Annotated in this window: 18 protein-coding genes and 2 other annotated features (1 of these 20 running past the window's edge); of the genes, 17 read left to right on the plus strand and 1 reads right to left on the minus strand. The window is 32.6% G+C overall.

Annotation, left to right across the window (positions count from 1 at the left end):
• Positions 1-77 (plus strand) — a binding site (T-box leader); it begins 157 nt to the left of the window's first position.
• A gap of 39 nt (positions 78-116) precedes the next feature.
• From aroF (AC5M21_RS10545) to AC5M21_RS10625, 17 genes are all read left to right on the plus strand, one after another.
• Positions 117-1,133 (plus strand): 3-deoxy-7-phosphoheptulonate synthase, encoded by a 1,017-nt coding sequence (aroF, locus tag AC5M21_RS10545; RefSeq protein WP_017144144.1) that lies wholly within the window; start codon positions 117-119, stop codon positions 1,131-1,133.
• A gap of 216 nt (positions 1,134-1,349) precedes the next feature.
• Positions 1,350-2,519 (plus strand): iron-containing alcohol dehydrogenase, encoded by a 1,170-nt coding sequence (locus AC5M21_RS10550; RefSeq protein ID WP_017144145.1) that lies wholly within the window; start codon positions 1,350-1,352, stop codon positions 2,517-2,519.
• A gap of 104 nt (positions 2,520-2,623) precedes the next feature.
• Positions 2,624-3,199: a TetR/AcrR family transcriptional regulator gene (locus AC5M21_RS10555; protein ID WP_008788216.1), complete on the plus strand. Its 576-nt coding sequence runs from the start codon at positions 2,624-2,626 to the stop codon at positions 3,197-3,199.
• A gap of 65 nt (positions 3,200-3,264) precedes the next feature.
• A complete protein-coding gene (locus AC5M21_RS10560; RefSeq protein ID WP_008788217.1) occupies positions 3,265-3,576 on the plus strand; it encodes a DUF1330 domain-containing protein in 312 nt (103 codons plus the stop codon).
• Positions 3,563-4,405: an MBL fold metallo-hydrolase gene (locus AC5M21_RS10565; protein ID WP_008788218.1), complete on the plus strand. Its 843-nt coding sequence runs from the start codon at positions 3,563-3,565 to the stop codon at positions 4,403-4,405. Before AC5M21_RS10560 ends, AC5M21_RS10565 begins: the two co-directional genes overlap by 14 nt.
• Positions 4,406-4,531: 126 nt before the next feature.
• Positions 4,532-4,781, plus strand: a binding site (T-box leader).
• Between the two features lie 56 nt (positions 4,782-4,837).
• Complete coding sequence (gene aroF, locus AC5M21_RS10570; RefSeq protein WP_017144146.1) at positions 4,838-5,854, plus strand: 3-deoxy-7-phosphoheptulonate synthase; 1,017 nt, start codon at positions 4,838-4,840, stop codon at positions 5,852-5,854.
• A 10-nt stretch (positions 5,855-5,864) separates the two neighbouring features.
• Positions 5,865-6,923: a 3-dehydroquinate synthase gene (aroB, locus tag AC5M21_RS10575; protein ID WP_008788221.1), complete on the plus strand. Its 1,059-nt coding sequence runs from the start codon at positions 5,865-5,867 to the stop codon at positions 6,921-6,923.
• A 1-nt stretch (position 6,924) separates the two neighbouring features.
• Complete coding sequence (gene aroA, locus AC5M21_RS10580; protein ID WP_008788222.1) at positions 6,925-8,202, plus strand: 3-phosphoshikimate 1-carboxyvinyltransferase; 1,278 nt, start codon at positions 6,925-6,927, stop codon at positions 8,200-8,202.
• Entirely contained in the window at positions 8,180-9,256 is a 1,077-nt protein-coding gene (gene aroC / locus AC5M21_RS10585; protein ID WP_008788223.1) for a chorismate synthase, read from the plus strand. Before aroA ends, aroC begins: the two co-directional genes overlap by 23 nt.
• Positions 9,253-10,374: a prephenate dehydratase gene (gene pheA, locus AC5M21_RS10590; RefSeq protein ID WP_008788224.1), complete on the plus strand. Its 1,122-nt coding sequence runs from the start codon at positions 9,253-9,255 to the stop codon at positions 10,372-10,374. Before aroC ends, pheA begins: the two co-directional genes overlap by 4 nt.
• 8 nt (positions 10,375-10,382) lie before the next feature.
• Positions 10,383-10,880, plus strand: a complete 498-nt coding sequence (locus AC5M21_RS10595; protein ID WP_008788225.1) for a shikimate kinase — start codon at positions 10,383-10,385, stop codon at positions 10,878-10,880.
• A 580-nt stretch (positions 10,881-11,460) separates the two neighbouring features.
• On the plus strand, positions 11,461-12,348 hold the full coding sequence (locus AC5M21_RS10600; RefSeq protein ID WP_008788226.1) for an ROK family protein: 888 nt from the start codon (positions 11,461-11,463) through the stop codon (positions 12,346-12,348).
• Between the two features lie 40 nt (positions 12,349-12,388).
• On the plus strand, positions 12,389-13,069 hold the full coding sequence (locus tag AC5M21_RS10605) for a beta/alpha barrel domain-containing protein (RefSeq protein WP_008788227.1): 681 nt from the start codon (positions 12,389-12,391) through the stop codon (positions 13,067-13,069).
• Between the two features lie 75 nt (positions 13,070-13,144).
• Entirely contained in the window at positions 13,145-14,032 is an 888-nt protein-coding gene (gene thyA / locus AC5M21_RS10610) for a thymidylate synthase (protein ID WP_008788228.1), read from the plus strand.
• The gene (locus AC5M21_RS10615; RefSeq protein WP_008788229.1) at positions 14,032-14,508 is read left to right on the plus strand and encodes a dihydrofolate reductase; all 477 of its coding nucleotides are present in this window, start codon (positions 14,032-14,034) and stop codon (positions 14,506-14,508) included. Before thyA ends, AC5M21_RS10615 begins: the two co-directional genes overlap by 1 nt.
• Positions 14,505-15,224, plus strand: coding sequence for a lysophospholipid acyltransferase family protein (locus AC5M21_RS10620; RefSeq protein ID WP_008788230.1), 720 nt, complete (start codon positions 14,505-14,507; stop codon positions 15,222-15,224). Before AC5M21_RS10615 ends, AC5M21_RS10620 begins: the two co-directional genes overlap by 4 nt.
• Positions 15,225-15,393: 169 nt before the next feature.
• Positions 15,394-16,590, plus strand: a complete 1,197-nt coding sequence (locus AC5M21_RS10625; protein ID WP_008788231.1) for an MFS transporter — start codon at positions 15,394-15,396, stop codon at positions 16,588-16,590.
• A 9-nt stretch (positions 16,591-16,599) separates the two neighbouring features.
• Here AC5M21_RS10625 and AC5M21_RS10630 read toward each other — a convergent pair whose 3' ends face one another.
• Positions 16,600-18,363 carry a glycoside hydrolase family 2 protein gene (locus AC5M21_RS10630; RefSeq protein ID WP_008788232.1) on the minus strand — a complete coding sequence of 588 codons (1,764 nt, stop codon included), beginning with the start codon at positions 18,361-18,363 and terminating at the stop codon, positions 16,600-16,602.
• Positions 18,364-18,439 lie beyond the last annotated feature (76 nt).

Genomic DNA, 18,439 nt, shown 5'->3' on the forward strand with positions numbered 1-18,439 from the left:
TTGGTACTCGAAGAGGTTGCTATTGTGAGATAGTAACAAATTAAGGTGGTAACGCGATGATCTCTCTCGTCCTTATGTGGATGAGAGATTTTTTGTATATAAGAGGAGGAAAGAAAATGATTATTGTATTGAAACAAAAAGTAAGTGATGAAGATTTAAAGAGAGTTGTGAATAAGGTAGAGAAATTTGGGTTAACTGCCCATGTTTCACAAGGGGAAGAAACAACAATTGTAGGTCTTGTTGGAGATGTTACAAAAGTTGATTCAAAACAAATTGAAGTTGATGAAGCTGTAGAAAGAGTTATGCATGTGAGTGAACCTTATAAGTTAGCGAATCGAGCATTCCATCCAGATGACTCTATTATTGATGTGAGTGGTGTCAAAGTGGGAGGAGACCACTTGGCATTAATTGCTGGACCTTGTTCAGTTGAATCAAAAGAACAAGTCATTGAGATTGCTAAGGCAGCAAAAGCAGCAGGAGCCAATATGCTAAGAGGTGGTGCATTCAAGCCAAGAACATCACCATATGCATTCCAGGGAATGGGAACAGAAGGCTTGGATATCCTTGTTGCAGCAAAAGAAGTGACAGGATTACCGATTGTTTCAGAATTAATGAGTGCAGAGTATATAGATGAATTCAATGCAAAAGTAGATCTTGTTCAAATAGGAGCAAGAAACATGCAGAACTTTGACCTGTTAAAAGAAGTTGGAAGAAGATGTACAAAACCAATCTTGTTAAAAAGAGGGTTAAGTGCAACATTTGAAGAATGGGTCATGAGTGCAGAATATATCATGGCAAGTGGGAATCCAAATGTCATCCTATGTGAAAGAGGAGTGAGAACATTTGAGACATATACAAGAAACACATTGGATTTACAAGCGATACCAGTGATTAAGAAGTTAACACATTTACCAATCATCATAGATCCATCACATGCAGGAGGAAAATGGTGGCTAGTGGAACCTATGGCAAAAGCAGCAGTGGCAGCAGGATGTGATGGATTAATGATAGAAGTGCATAATAGTCCAGAGACAGCCTTGTGTGATGGACCACAATCATTAAAACCAGAAAAGTATACACAATTGATTGAACAAATCAAAGAAATTGGTAAAATAGTAGGTAAAGAAGTTTAGAAAAAAGAGATTATAAAATATTTTGTATAAATTATCCTTCCAATGGTAGAATGAAATACCATAGGGAGGATTTTATGATGAGTAAAAAAGATTAAATAAAATATTAAGTTGAATATATATTTGGAGGGAAAGTTATAGCAAAAATTAACATTATATTGATTGTCAAAAAGAAGGCAAAAGTATATAATGATAAAAATATAAAAAGGAGGTTACATGATGAATTTTAAATATTATATTCCAACCCGTATATTATTTGGGACTGGCTCACTTCAACAGTTAGGAGACCAAGAATTACCTGGCAAGAAGGCAATGATTGTCACAACTCATGGACAATCAGTTAAAAAATATGGTTATCTTGATCGAGTCATTGAACAGTTAGAAAAACAAAATATTGAATATCTTCTTTTTGATAAAATTCTGCCAAATCCAATCAAGAGTCATGTTAATGAAGGTGGACGACTTGCTAAAGATGAGCATGTCAATTTTATTATTGGATTAGGAGGTGGAAGTGCTATAGATGCAGCCAAAGCAATTGCTATTATGGCAACAAATGATGGAGACTATTGGGATTATGTCCATGGTGGAACTGGTCTAGGGAAAGAAGTTGTTCATGACCCACTGCCAATTGTTGCTATTACAACAACTGCAGGAACAGGTACTGAGGCAGATCCATGGACTGTCACAACAAAAGAAGAGACAGGTGAAAAGATTGGTTCAGGTTATGATAAAACATTCCCATTTCTTTCTATTGTTGACCCTGAACTTATGTTAACTGTGCCATCACTATTAACTGCTTATCAAGGTTTTGATGCACTGTTTCATAGTTGTGAAGGATATCTTAATAAAGCTCATAATCCCATCAGTGATATGTATGCACTTAAATCCATTGAATTGATTGGCAAAAGTTTAGAAATTGTTGTTAAAGATGGGAAGAACATAAAGGCAAGAGAAGATGTTGCTTTAGCAAATACCTTGGCAGGAATGGTAGAATCTATTTCTGGATGTATTTCTGAACATAGTATTGCTCATGCTATGAGTGGCTATGTTCCAAACTTTGAACATGGTGCTGCTCTTATTAGCATTAGTAAAGAATATTATACAATGCTTATAGAGAAACATGCCTGTGACCAACGTATAATTGATATGGCTAAAGCATTGGGAAATAAAGATGCAAAAAAACCACAAGATTTTGTATATGCCCTTGTTAATTTACAGGCACATTGTGGTGTTGACGGTATCAAGATGAGTGACTATGGTATGACTTATGATGATTTACCTCGATTTGTACAAAGTGCAAGAGAAACAATGGGAGGACTCTTTGACTCTGATCCTATTGAAGTAAGTGATAATGATGTTTTAAATATCTTGCAAAAATCTTATAAATAGGAATAAAGGTGTTGATTTCATAGATCAGCACCTTTTCTATATCTTGACATATTCTCACAAATGTATCATAATATATGCAAGTGAATACTTGCAAAGGAGGGCGTATGGATAAAACGAGGCAAAAGATTATTGATGCAACAATGCATCTTGTGATGGAAAAAGGATATGCTTCAATGACAACAAAAGAAATTGCTGAATATGCACATGTTAATGAGAGTACATTATTTAGAAAGTTTGGAAGTAAAAAAGAGATTGTTTTAAGTGCTATGCAAGAAAATTGGCATCCTCATCTTTCATCAGATGATTTCTATCCAATAACAGGGGATCTTTATAGGGATCTTCTGCATTTCTCATCAGTTTATATGCAAAAAGTTACCCCTCAATTTGTAAAAGTTTCTATTGGACTCAGAAGTCCAGAATTATATCAAGATACTGTTGAAGGGATTATGAAGGTACCACAGGTTTTTAAAGATATTCTTATGCAATATTTTGAAGAAATGCAGAAATTAGATAAAGTGATTCAACAAGACATTGAATCATTAGCGATTAGTTTTCTATCTATAAATTTTGGATTTGTATTTTTTAAAGGATCTTTTGGAGAGCGTCTCACAACTCTGAGTTCAGATGAATATATTCAAAATAGTATTAAGGTTTTTGTTAAAGGAATTCAAAAGGTATGACACTTTTGTGTCATTTCTTTTTTGATAAGAATGCAAGTGTTTACTTGCGTATAAGGAGGAGAAAAATGAGTTGTTATTTTTTGGTTCAAGTTTTTTGTTCAGATCAACAAAAAAGAGTATTATATGATGAGTATATACATGATGTTAAACCTATTGTTGAAAGTTATGGTGGTAAATATCTGATACGAAGTGAGAATTTGATTTCATTAAGTTGTGCATGGAAACCAGATAGAATGATTCTCATTCGTTTTCCTAACAAGGAAACACTAGAGAAATGTTTCCATTCTAGTGAATATTTAGAAATCAGTTCTAAGCGTGAACAAAGTGTAGAAAGTCATGCTCTGATTATTGGAGGGATGGAAGATGAAGATATGTAATGGGGTTTATCAGCTGAAGATTTATTTTTATGTAACACCTGAAATAGAGAGATATGTTTATGTTTATATTTTAACTGGAAAATATTGTTACTTAATAGATACAGGTATTCATGGTTCAGAAAAGCTCATTGAAGATTATCTTCATCAATTGGGTTATCAGATAGAAGATATTCATGGTATCTTTTTGACACATGCTCATCCTGATCATATGGGAAGTGCCTATGCATTACAAAAGAGAAGTGGTTGTCCTATATATGCAAGTTATCTTGAAAAAGAGTGGTTTGAAAATGTTGATAAACAGTTTGCAGATAGACCAATTCCTCGTTTTTATCATCTTTTACAAAATTCAGTTCATGTTGATATGGCTATTGAAAGAGAAACAGAAATAATGTTGGAAGACTATTTATCAATGAAGATTATATTGACACCTGGTCATTCTCATGGGTCCCTTTCTTTTTTATTCAATTATCAAATTTTATTTACTGGTGATGCTATTCCTGTTGTTGGAGATATTCCTATTTATACTCATGTTTATCAAACCCTAAAAACTTTAAATACGTTATTAAATATTCAATCTATAGATTATTATTGTCCGGCATGGGATGTTGTTTATCAACAGGAAATGGGAAAAGAAAAAATCAGAGATGCTATTCATCTGATTGAATCCATTGATGAATGTGTTCAAAGGATGATTAATGATTATCCATCAATAAGTTATGATAGATTATTTGAACTTGTTTGTTATCAAATGAAAATGGAAGTCTTTAAACAAAATCCATTATTTAAGAAAACTATACTTTCTCATATTTATTATCAATGTTATGATTGAAATCATGGAAAATCATAATTCATTTTTCGAATATATGGAAAAATATATAAAATATTTATATTTTAGGTAAAAGCCATTGACAAATGAGGAGATATCGCATAAAATACTAACAACAAAACTACTGATATAAATACAGTGAAAAGAAAGAGTAGATTATTGAACTTGCGTAGAGAACTCTTGGTTGGTGAAAAAGAGTGAGGGAATGTAATTGAATTCATCTTGGAGTAGACGGCTGAACAAAGTAGGCTTAGTCCGGGAATGCCCGTTATAGCATGAGAGTATGAACCTAAAGGTTAGGCGTACTTGATAAGGTTTATTTAGTAATAGATAAGCAAACTAAGGTGGTAACACGAAAGATGTATCTCTCGTCCTTATGGATGAGGGATTTTTTATTTATACAGTAGGGGATAAAAAGAAAAGGAGAAAAAGAAAATGATTATTGTATTCAAACCAAAAACAAGTGAAGAGGATGTTAGAAAGGTTGCTTCTGTTGTTGAAGCAAAAGGATTAACAACACATATTGTCGTGGGGGAGGATGTAACAATTTGTGGTGTTATTGGAGATACAACAAAAGTGGATCCTAAACAAATCGAAGTTTCATCAGTTGTAGAAAGAGTTATGCATGTGAGTGAACCTTATAAGTTAGCGAATCGAGCATTCCATCCAGATGACTCTATTATTGATGTGAGTGGTGTCAAAGTGGGAGGAGACCACTTGGCATTAATTGCTGGACCTTGTTCAGTTGAATCAAAAGAACAAGTCATTGAGATTGCTAAGGCAGCAAAAGCAGCAGGAGCCAATATGCTAAGAGGTGGTGCATTCAAGCCAAGAACATCACCATATGCATTCCAGGGAATGGGAACAGAAGGCTTGGATATCCTTGTTGCAGCAAAAGAAGTGACAGGATTACCGATTGTTTCAGAATTAATGAGTGCAGAGTATATAGATGAATTCAATGCAAAAGTAGATCTTGTTCAAATAGGAGCAAGAAACATGCAGAACTTTGACCTGTTAAAAGAAGTTGGAAGAAGATGTACAAAACCAATCTTGTTAAAAAGAGGGTTAAGTGCAACATTTGAAGAATGGGTCATGAGTGCAGAATATATCATGGCAAGTGGGAATCCAAATGTCATCCTATGTGAAAGAGGAGTGAGAACATTTGAGACATATACAAGAAACACATTGGATTTACAAGCGATACCAGTGATTAAGAAGTTAACACATTTACCAATCATCATAGATCCATCACATGCAGGAGGAAAATGGTGGCTAGTGGAACCTATGGCAAAAGCAGCAGTGGCAGCAGGATGTGATGGATTAATGATAGAAGTGCATAATAGTCCAGAGACAGCCTTGTGTGATGGACCACAATCATTAAAACCAGAAAAGTATACACAATTGATTGAACAAATCAAAGAAATTGGTAAAATAGTAGGTAAAGAAGTTTAGGAGTGAGACTATGGAAATGAAAGTGAATTTAGGTAAAGACAGTTATCCTATTTATATACAACAAGGATTGTTAGATGAGGTTTTGGGTTATATCAAACCTATATTTCAAGGAAATAAGATTATGATTATTTCTGATAATCAAGTGTTTTCATATTATGGCGAAAAGATAGAAACACAGTTAAAAAAAGAATATGAAGTTGGGCACATTGTTGTTCCTCATGGAGAACAGTCAAAAAGATTTGATATTTTGCCTGAACTTTATAATGAATTGCTTTCATTTCAATTGACACGTACTGATTTAATTATTGCCTTAGGTGGCGGTGTTATTGGAGATTTGGCAGGCTTTGTCGCAAGTACATTCTTGCGTGGAGTGAAGTTTGTTCAAATCCCAACTTCACTATTAGCACAAGTTGATTCAAGTGTTGGGGGAAAAGTTGCAGTTGATTTGCCAGCAGGTAAAAATTTAGTTGGAGCTTTTAAACATCCAAGTCTTGTTTTAATTGATCCATTGACATTAAAAACATTAGAGAAAAGATTTATTAGTGATGGAATGGGTGAAGTGATTAAATATGGATGTATCTTTGATGCAGACTTATTTCAGCAACTCGCTTGTTATACATCATTTGATGAATTGTATCAGGATATTGATGAGATTATCTATCGTTGTGTTGATTTAAAAAGAGATGTTGTGGAAAAAGATTTATTTGATTTTAACGATCGATTAGCATTAAATTTTGGTCATACTTTAGGACATGCTATTGAACAATACTACCATTATGAAAAGTATTCTCATGGTGAGGCAATTAGTATTGGAATGGTACAATTAACACGCATTGCTGAAGCAAAAGGTCTGACAAAAGTAGGAACTGCTGATCAAATCTGTGATGTTTTAAAGATTTATCAATTACCAACTGTTTCGCATTTGAAAACATCTGATTTAAAACAAGCTATGGCAGTAGATAAAAAGAATATTTATAAAAAATTATCTTATGTTTTATTACATGCTATAGGACAATCATATATTTATCCAAGTGATTTGACATTTATTGATGAAGTTGAGGAGGTTTAAAATGGCAATGACAATAACACCAAAAAAATTAAAAGGAAAAGTGAATGTCCCTCCTTCTAAAAGCATGGCTCATCGTGCCATTATCTGTGCATCACTTGCGAGAGGAAAAAGCATTATTCGTCATATTGAATATTCAAAGGATATTGAAGCAACAATTTCAGCTATGAAGGCATTAGGAACAATGATTTTTCAATATGATGATTATTTAGAAATTGATGGAACAACGACTTTTATGAGAAATATGTGTGATATTGATTGTCATGAATCAGGATCGACATTAAGGTTTATGGTTCCTATTTCCATTGTTTGTGAAGCCAATGTTCATTTTACAGGGCAAGGACGTTTAGGCAAACGACCATTAGATGTATACTATAAAATATTTGATCAACAAAATATTGGTTATTTATATCAAGAGGATGTCTTGGATTTATATATTAAAGGACGATTAAAAGCAGGTGAATTTGAAATTCCAGGTGATGTGTCTTCTCAATTTATTAGTGGTTTGTTATTTGCCTTACCATTGTTGGATGGTAATTCAAAAATAATGATAACATCACCTTTAGAATCTAAAGGTTATATTGATTTAACATTGCAGATGTTAGAACAATATGGAGTGCATATTGAAAATAAAAATTATCAAGAATTTATCATTCATGGAGGACAAATATATCAACCATGTGATTATTATGTAGAAGCTGATTTTTCTCAGGCAGCATTTTATCTTGTGGCGGGAGCTTTAGGTAATGATGTTGTATTAGAAGGGTTGAATTTATCAACACATCAGGGAGATAAAGAGGCTATTGATATCTTAGAAAGAATGGGATGCCAATTAATAGCTAAAAATGATGGATATCAAATATATCCTGGTATTTTGACTGCAACAACAATTGATGGTTCACAATGTCCTGACATTATTCCTGTTATTGCCTTAGCATGTGCACTGAGTGAAGGTGTGACACATATTGAAAATATTGGACGTTTACGCATTAAAGAATGTGACCGTTTATCAGCAACTGTAGAAGTTATTAATCAGTTAGGTGGTATAGCAAAGGAAGAAGAAAATGCGATGATTATTGAAGGTGTGAAAACACTTCAAGGTGGGAAAGTTTCTTCATATAATGACCATCGTATGGCAATGATGGAAGCGATAGCTTCAACAGTTTGTCATCATCAAGTTGTTATTGATAATAAAGATTGTGTTGAAAAATCTTATCCTAGTTTTTGGGAACATTTTGAAATGTTAGGAGGTGTGTATGATGAGTTCTTCATGGGGGACTAATATAGAATTATCTATTTTTGGTGAAAGCCATGGGCAGGCTATAGGAATTGTGATAGGAAATTTACCTGCGGGTATTCAATTAGATATGGTTGATATTCGACGTCAGATGAAACGTCGTGCACCAGGTCTAAATATCATGTCTACACCAAGAAAAGAAAAAGATGAAGTCCAAATTATGAGTGGACTCATGGGGGACGTCACAACAGGAGCACCTCTATGTGCAATGATTTATAATAGTGACCAGCATTCAAAAGATTATTCCTTACTGCAAGAATGTATGCGTCCAGGACATAGTGATTATCCAGCTTATATTAAGTATAAAGGATTTAATGATGTCAGAGGTGGTGGACATTTTTCAGGAAGAATAACAGCACCGATTGTTTTTGCAGGTAGTGTTGCAAAACAAATATTAAAACAAAAAGGAATTGTGATTGGGGCACATATTCAAAGTATTAAAGATGTTTATGATGATTCTTTTGGTGTTGATATTTCTTCACAGGATATTGAGAATATGTTACAACAACAATATCCAACCTTAAATTCTCATGTTTTTGAAAAAATGCAGGCAACGATAGAAGAGGCTAGAATAAATTGTGATTCAGTTGGGGGAATGATAGAATGTGCTATTTTAAATGTCCCTGCAGGAATTGGTAATCCGTTCTTTGATTCAATTGAGTCACATTTATCACCTTTGCTATTTAGTATACCAGCAGTAAAAAGTGTAAGTTTTGGATTAGGTGAAAAAATCACAGAGTTGTATGGACATGAAGCGAATGATTGTTATTATTATGATGATGAGAAAGTGAAAACAAAAACCAATCATAATGGAGGTATTACAGGCGGAATCAGTAATGGGATGCCAATTATCTTTAGAGTTGGGATAAAGCCAACACCATCAATTTCTCAAGTTCAACAAACAGTGAATATTAAAACAAAAGAAAATACAGAATTAGAAATTATAGGAAGGCATGATCCATGTATTGTTCCTAGAGCGGTTGTTGTCGTTGAATCAATGGCAGCATTAGGGATTTTGGATATGATGAAAGATATATGAAAGATTTAGAAACATGTCGCAAGGAAATTGATGAAATTGATCAGCAGATGATTGCTTTATTTGAAAAAAGAATGAATGTTGCTAAAGATGTGATTACGTATAAATTAGCACATAATATGGAAATCTTTCAATCACATCGAGAATTACAAGTGATTGAAAAAAATACGAAGCGTATTCATAATGATGACTTAAAGGATTATGCAAAAACATTTATTCAGGATATGATGAATATTTCAAAATCTTATCAAGCTTCATTTATTCCACCTCAAAATATCTATCAACTGATTCCTGCACGTTATGAAAATATTGTTGTTGGGTATCCAGGAGTGACAGGCTCTTTTTCTGAAAGTGCACTTGATGCTTATTTTGGTAGTGAAACAAAAAGAAAAAACTATGAGCATTTTGATGAAGTATTTGAAGCGCTTAAAAATGATGAAATTGATTATGGGGTTGTCCCATTAGAAAATTCATCAACCGGTGCAATTAATGATAATTATGATGCAATTAGAGATTATGGTTTCTTTATTGTTGGAGAACAGAGTCTTTCTATATCCCAACATTTATTAGGTTTACCAGGAAGTTCTCTTGAAGATTTAAGAGAAGTCTATTCACATCCTCAAGGATTACTACAAAGTCGCCAGTTTTTATCTGAGCACGCTTGGATGAAACAAAGAGAGTATGCAAATACATCTTTAGCTGCTCAATATGTTGCTAATGAAAAAGATCCAACCAAAGCTGCAATTGCTTCTGACAAAGCTGCCCAACTCTATGGTTTAGAAATATTACAAGAGAATATTCAGAATCTCAAAACGAATTCAACACGTTTTATTATCTTTGGAAAGCATTTAGAAACATCAAAAGATGTATCGCATGTGAGTATTGTTTTTACTTTAAAACATGAAGTGGGATCGCTTTATCAAGTTATGAAAGTGATTAATGACCATCATATTAATATGTTAAGAATTGAATCAAGACCTTTAAAGGCAACACCTTGGGAATATTATTTCTATGTGGATTTTGAAGGAAATTTAGAAAATCAAAATATTATTTTAGCATTGGAAGATATGAAAACTCATACAATTACTTTAAGAGTGCTTGGCAACTATGCTAAAAAGTAGGAGAATATATGGAAAATATTGTTTTAATTGGAATGATGGGTTGTGGAAAAACGACAATCTCAAATCTTCTTTCAAAAGAACTTTCAAGACCTCTTATTGATATTGATGAATATTTGGTTGATAAATATGATATGACAATTCCTGAAATGTTTGATATTTCTGAAGATTATTTTAGAGAAAGAGAAACAATCTGTTGTCAAGAAGTAGGATTATTAGAAAATTATATTATATCTACTGGTGGTGGCGTTATTAAGAATCCAAAGAATATAGAAGCTTTACAAAGAAATGGGATTATTATTTATATTGATCGTCCAGTAGAGTTGATTTTAAGTGATGTTGAAATAGCAGCACGACCTTTACTAAAAGATGGACCTGATAAACTTTATCAGTTATATAAAGAAAGACATCAAAGATATCTTGATGTCTGTAACTGTCATATTCAAAATACATCTTCGTTGGAAGATGTTGTTGAAAAGATCATAAAAATAATCAAAGAAAACAAATAGGTGCAAGATGAGGTTCTTGCACCTATGTTCCTTTGATATAGAGGAAAAGGATTGAATTGTAGATGATAAATATGAGGTCTTTACCATCTGCTTATATCATACCATAAAGTTATGGACTTTTTGTGTCGGATTTTGTAATCTTATTGAAAAGGAAAAAAATTTTATGAGACTCAAATGAGTAACAATAAAAAAAGTTATCAACAATAATTTCTTGCATATAAACAGGAGTTTATGGAGGCGGGAGATAGTATGGATGGAACTGCTAGCCTACAGTTTACTGATTTTTTTGATAAATAGTTAAAAAATAATCGGAATAACGGCAAAAAAGAAACAATTCATTAGAGGATTGTAGAAAATGTGTTGAATTGTGAATCTACATGATGTATTGGTTAATGTGATTAAGACAACAATGGTTCTACTAAAACGATTATAAATAATGATGGAATTCTAGAAAATCAAGTCACATGAAATGGGCAAATAAAACAAAGATATTGGATTCATAGAGAAGAGAAATAAAAAATGTTCATATTCTCTTTTTTTCTGCGAAGTTTTTCTTTATAATGAATGTGAGGTGAAAAACATGGAGAATTATTTGGCAATAGATGTAGGTGGTACAGCATTAAAGATTGGTTTATTAACTGAAGAAGGAGAAATTTTGGAATCAGATTCAAAGAAGACGCCAAAAACATTAGACGCTTTTTATCAAATCATAGAAGATACATTTCATGAATATGAGGGTGTAAAAGGATTGGCTCTCAGTTTGCCTGGTGCAGTTGATAGTGAAACAGGTATTATTGGAGGATCAAGTGCATTAGATTATATTCATGGTCCAAATATAAAAGAAGAGTTAGAAAAACGTTTACAAGTACGTGTGGAAATGGAAAATGATGCCAATTGTGCTGCTTTGGCTGAGGTCTGGAAAGGTGCTGCCAGTGATGTTAATGATTGCTGCTTTATTGTTAGTGGAACAGGTATTGGTGGAGCAGTTGTTAAAAATAAACGTATTCATAAAGGACAGCATTTACATGGTGGAGAATTTGGATATATGATTGCAGATTTCAATTTTGAAACAAAAGAAATGAAAACGTGGTCTGATGTAGGGTCAACGGTTGCAGTTGTTCGAGCAGTTGCAAAAGCCAAAGGAGTAGATGTGGCTTCACTTGATGGTAGAGACATTTTTGATCATTATCATGAAGATAGTGATTATGAGAAAGCTGTAGATAAGTATTATTATGTCTTGGCAAATGGCATTTATAACTTACAGTATGCATATGATCCTCAAAAGATTATTATTGGTGGAGGAATCAGTGTTAGAGATGATTTGTTAGATGAAGTGAATCAAAGATTAGATGTTATTTTCCATCGTTTTAAACATGCAAAAATTAGACCCGTTGTATTGACTTGTCAATACCACAATGATGCAAATTTATTAGGTGCTCTTTATCATTTCTTAACAATTCATTCATAAAAATGAATTATAATATCAAACAAAGAAAGAGGTGGTGTGTGTGGCAAAACAAATGCCAGTTATTCAATCAAAACTAAGACATATTGTCAAAGTGCCAGAATGCATTTATGATGTTTCTGGAATTAATGTTAATGGCAAAAGAATTAAATCATTAGTCTTTTCAACTGATGTTGCAGTTATTGCCAATTGTAATGCAGATGCTGTTATTGCGGTTTATCCTTTCACTCCAACATTACAAATTACTAAATCAATTATTGAAGTTGCTCAAAAGCCAGTGTTCGCTGGAGTTGGTGGTGGGACAACTGCTGGTCCACGGGTGAATAATATTGCGTTGGATGCTGAATTAAATGGTGCTTCAGCAGTTGTTTTGAATGCTCCAACAAAGACGAGGTTTGTACAAGAGTTGGCTCAGATTATCGATATTCCTATTGTTTTAACGATTGTTTCTTTAGACGAAGCGTTGGAAGAAAGGATGCTGAATTCTGGAGCAAGTATTATCAATGTATCAGGTGGTAAAAATACGGTTGCAATTATTAAGGCCTTAAGAGCTATTGATAAAGACTTTCCAATCATAGCAACTGGAGGTCCAAGCGTCGAGACAATTAAAGAAGTCATTCAAGCTGGGGCTAATGCAATTACTTATACACCACCAACAAATGGCGAGATTTTTAAGGAAATGATGGAAAGATACAGAATTCAATGTAGTCATCATGAAGAGTAGAAATACTCTTTTTTCTTTTCAATATAATGACTTTTGTAAGATTATCCTATATAATAGCCTTTAGAGGTGAAAATGATGAAACAATATTTAGAATTGTGTAAACATATACTTGAAAATGGTGAAGATAGAGATGATCGTACAGGAACAGGAACTCGAAGTGTTTTTGGATATCAGACAAGATATGATTTAAGAGAAGGATTTCCTCTTTTAACAACAAAGAAAATGTTTTTAAGACCTATCGCTGAAGAATTATTATGGTTTATTAAAGGGGATACCAATATTAAGTATTTGGTAGATAGAAATGTACGTATTTGGAATGAATGGCCATATGAAATATTTAAAAAATCAGAAGATTTTCATGGTGAGACATTAGAAGAATTTGTAGAAAAGATAAAAGAATTATCAGCAGATGATCCGTTTGTTATCAAATATGGTGAATTAGGTCCAGTTTATGGAAGACAATGGCGTAATTTTAATAATGAAGGAATTGATCAAGTTTCAAAATTAGTTGATTCATTAAAGAATAATCCTTATTCAAGAAGACATATTATTTGTGCATGGAATCCTGCAGAGGTTGATGAGATGGCTTTACCGCCTTGTCATTCTTTCTTACAGTTCTATGTATCAAATGATCAAAAATATCTTTCATGTCAATTGTATCAAAGAAGTGCTGATACATTTTTGGGTGTTCCATTTAATATTGCTTCTTATGCATTGTTTACTGCAATGTTAGCACAAGTCTGTGGTTATGAAGCTAAGGAATTTATACATACGATTGGTGATGCTCATATTTATAAAGATCACTTTGATGTTGTTAAAGAACAGATGTCAAGAGAGCCACTTTCATTATGTCAGTTGGTATTAAATAAAGATGTCAAATCAATTTTTGATTTTACAATTGATGATATTAAGATTGAAAATTATCAGAGTTATGGAAAACTTGTAGGGAAGGTGAGTGTATAATGATTAGTATTATTGTAGCAATGGATGATAATCAATTAATTGGGAAAAAAGAATCATCTAATGGTATGCCTTGGAATAACAGTGAGGATTTAAAGCATTTTAAAGCAACAACAATCAATAAAACCATTTTAATGGGATATACAACATATATGGCTATTGGAAGACCACTTCCAAATAGAAAAACAATTGTTGTTTCTTTTGAACCATTTGATGATGAACGAGTAGAAGTGAGAACATCTTTAACAGATGTTATTCAAGAGTATAAAGATAAGAATGAAGATTTATTTATCTCTGGAGGAGCATCTATTTATAAGCAATCTTTACCCCTTGCAGATCAATTGTTGATTTCAAGAATTCCTGGAGCACATGTTGGAGAAACCTATTTCCCTGATTTTGATGAATACGGTTTTGAATTACAGGAAACGATTCCTTATGAAACATTTAATCTTCAAGTTTATCGAAGAGGTCACAAATGAAAAGAATACTATTTTTAATTATAAGATTATTATATCGTATTCCAGGATGGTTATTAAAGATTCGTTCTTATAATAAACATATTGATGAGACAACTTTTGAAGAGCGTTTTGATTTTGGACAAAAAATGATTCGTAAAATCAACTCTAAATCAAGAGTAAGAATTCATAGTTTTGGTCAAGAAAATTTACCAGCTGAACAAGGATACTTAATTGCTCCTAATCATCAAGGGTTGTTTGATGCATTAATTCTTTTTGAAACACATGATAAGCCATTTAAAGCCATTGTGAAAAAGGAATTAATGAGCGTGTTTGTTTTAGGGAATGTTTTAAAGATGTTACAGTTTGAAGCTATGGATAGAGAAAACTTAAGAGCTTCTATGAAAGTTATAAAAAAGGCAACGCAAGAAATGAGCGAAGGACGAAATTATGTTATTTTTCCTGAAGGGACAAGATGTCGTCAACAAAATCAGATGCTAGAGTTTAAAGGTGGAACGTTTAAAACAGTTATTGATGCTAAAAAACCAATTGTTCCAGTTGCTTTAATTGATTGTTATAAGGTTTTTGACAATAATACAATTGCGCCAGTAGATGCACAAATACATTATTTGAAACCTATCTTCTATGATGAATATAAAGATATGAATAGCACTGAGATTGCTCATTATGTACAAGAATGTATTGAAAAGTGTATTGCTGAAAATGAAAATAGATTTTAAGAGGTCATTATATGATCTCTTTCTTTTTCAATTTATGAAATTTTATATGTTTAAAATCATAAACAGTGATATACTGTTTATGTAAACATTCGTCAAATGTTGATGAAAGAGCATTTAAAAATATATCTTCATTTATATAAATGATTGATACTTTGTGGGAGGGAAAAGAATGGAAAGTAAATCTTTAGATATTCGTTATGCATGTATTCATGGCTTCTATTGGATGATTTGTTGCGCCATGATTGGTTATGCATCTGTATTTTTATTGGATAAAGGATTTGATAATACTACAATTGGTATTGTTTTGTCTATTTCCAATATATTAGCGGTATTTGGACAGCCAGCAGTTGCATCATATATGGACAAAACAAGCCGTTTATCATTAAGGATGCTTATTTCTTGTATTTTGGTTGTTATTATTGGGTTATCACTTATTTTAAGTTTTTTATCAGGAGCATCAATTGTCATGGTTGTTTTAACAATTACGGTTTTTACATTAATGTTAACAATGCAGCCATTTATTAATTCATTGACATTTGCTTTTGAGAAAAATGGAATCCATATTAATTTTGGATTAGCAAGAGGAATTGGTTCTGTTGCGTATGCAGTCATGTCATTGATTTTAGGAAATATAGTAGCTATTTTTAGTCCTGAATTATTACCATTCTTTTATGTTGGATTATCTCTTTGTGCATTACTGTTTGTATATACATTTTATCTACCAGGACATAAAGATGAAGTTATTCATGAAGAAAAAGAAGAAGTTCATGATCAATTGTCTATGGGACAATTTATGAAGAAATATAAAACATTTATGTTATTATTGGTTGCTACAGTCTTATTATTTTTTGATCATTCAGTGATTAATAACTTCTTTATTCAAGTGGTTAATCATATTGGTGGAAATAGTGCTGATATGGGAAATGCTATTTTTTTGGCAGCAGTTTTAGAACTTCCTACAATGGCTTTATTTACAAAGTTTCAAAAGAAATTAGGTTGTCGTCAAATGATGTTGATTTCTGCTATTTTCTTCAGTGTTAAACATATTGTTACGTATTTTGCTATGAACATGTTCATGATTTATGTTGCTCAAGTTATGCAAATGTTAGCATATGCTGTTTTCATTCCAGCCTCTGTGTATTATGTCAGTCAACTTGTTGAAAAGCATGATATGAATAAAGGACAAGCACTTGTTACAGGAGCAATGACACTCGCTGGAGTCTTTGCAAGTTTGGCAGGTGGCGTTCTATTGGATGCTTTAGGTGTTTCTAAAGTTCTCATGATTGGAGCTATTATCTCAGTATTGGGAACTATTTGTATGTTTGTAAGTGTTGAAGATGTTGATAAACATGAAAGAGAATCGTGAGATTCTCTTTTACTTTTGTTTTATAAGTTTACAGACTTCACGATCATAGGTGAGTAAGCCATTGACTTCTTCCTCAATATCACTGACTTGTGTATAAATTGCTCCACAGAGTCCTTTTTGAATAAGTGGTTCAACAGTTTCTTTAAATAGTTTTTGATACCCAAGAGTCAATTCTTCTTGATTGAGAAAAGTTTTATAACCATAACTCTTTTTAATACTTATGTGATGAGGGACTTGATAAACATATCCTCCGTATTCAGATAATATAAATGCTCGGGAATCTGGAATTATTTTTGGTTCATCAAAATAATGATGTTCACTTCTAAAATCACCACATTTTTGATCAAACCAACCACTTGCTGAATCAATGAATCTTGATGGATCTAATTTATGTATGTATTTGGTTAATTTGACAGTTTCAAATTGTCCCCATCCTTCATTAAAAATCACCCATGTACTGATGCAAGGAAAATGAGAAAGATGCTGAATGGTTCGTTCACATTCTTGAATCCATTCTTCTTTTCCAATGGCATTCTTTCTACCAAGAAGATAATTGTGTTTGTCTGAGATATGTTTTTTTGTCCAGCTGATTAAAGATGGCATCCAAGTGATAAACCAAGTATGATATTTCTCTCCACCATTAACCATATCTTGCCAAACAATCATTCCAAGACGATCACAATGATAATACCAACGGGAAGGTTCTATTTTGATATGTTTGCGAATCGTATTAAAACCAAGATCTTTCATTGTTTGAATATCATAAATAAGAGCTTCATCACTAGGGGCAGTATAGAGACCATCAGGCCAATAACCTTGGTCAAGAACACCATTCATAAATATTGGCTGGTGATTGAGACAAATTCTAGGTATATTTTCTTTGTCTTTTTCGATGGTATATAAACGCATTGCAAAATAACATTTCACATGGTCATTGACTATGGAAACGTGAAGATTATAGAGGTAAGGAGAATCAGGTGTCCAGGATATTTTGTGATCAATTTTTAAATATTGAGTAATAATGTTTTGGTCAGATGATATAGATACTATATTTTCATCATTAATCTGAAAATGAATAAGTTCTTGAGTTGGTTGATTGAGGAATACTTTCACTTCAATTTGATTATGGTCATAATCTGGTGTTATTTTGACATCTTGAATATATGTCTCGCTTACCCACTCTAACCATACAGTTTGCCAGATACCACTTTGTGCTGTATAATACATTCCACCTCTTTTGAGTCTTTGTTTACCAATAGATTGATATGATGTCTCGGAAACATCTTGAACACGCACTGTTAAGATGTTTGAATTCTCATTTAAAAATCGTGTAATATCAATAGTGAAAGGAAGATATCCACCAACATGATGGAAAACCTTTTTTTGATTAATATAGATAGAGGCTGTTTGATCTACAGCACCAAAATGTAATAAGCAGCATTTATGACGATGTTTGCAAATAGGCAGTGTTCTTTGGTACCAAAGATATTCGTTTGGCTGAAGTTGTTTATTAACTTTGGATAAACTTGCTTCTGGTGAAAATGGAACCAATATCTTGCCTTGATATTGAGGGGGAATACTCTTATCAGGCGTTATAGCATAATCCCAATATCCATTAAGATTGATGTAATTGTTTCTTATCATTTGTGGTCTTGGATATTCTTCAAGAACGTGTTGATCATCTAAATTCTTCCCCCATCTTGTCTCTAATGGAATGAGAGCTTCTTCTTTAGGGAAAAGTCTTACTGTTTTTATAGCATCTATGAGATTCATAAAATCCCTCCTTTGTTTAACTGATTGTATAATAACATTATACAGTTTCAAAACAATAAAGTTAAACTTATTAGAG

Source organism: Coprobacillus sp. (genome assembly GCF_984815275.1).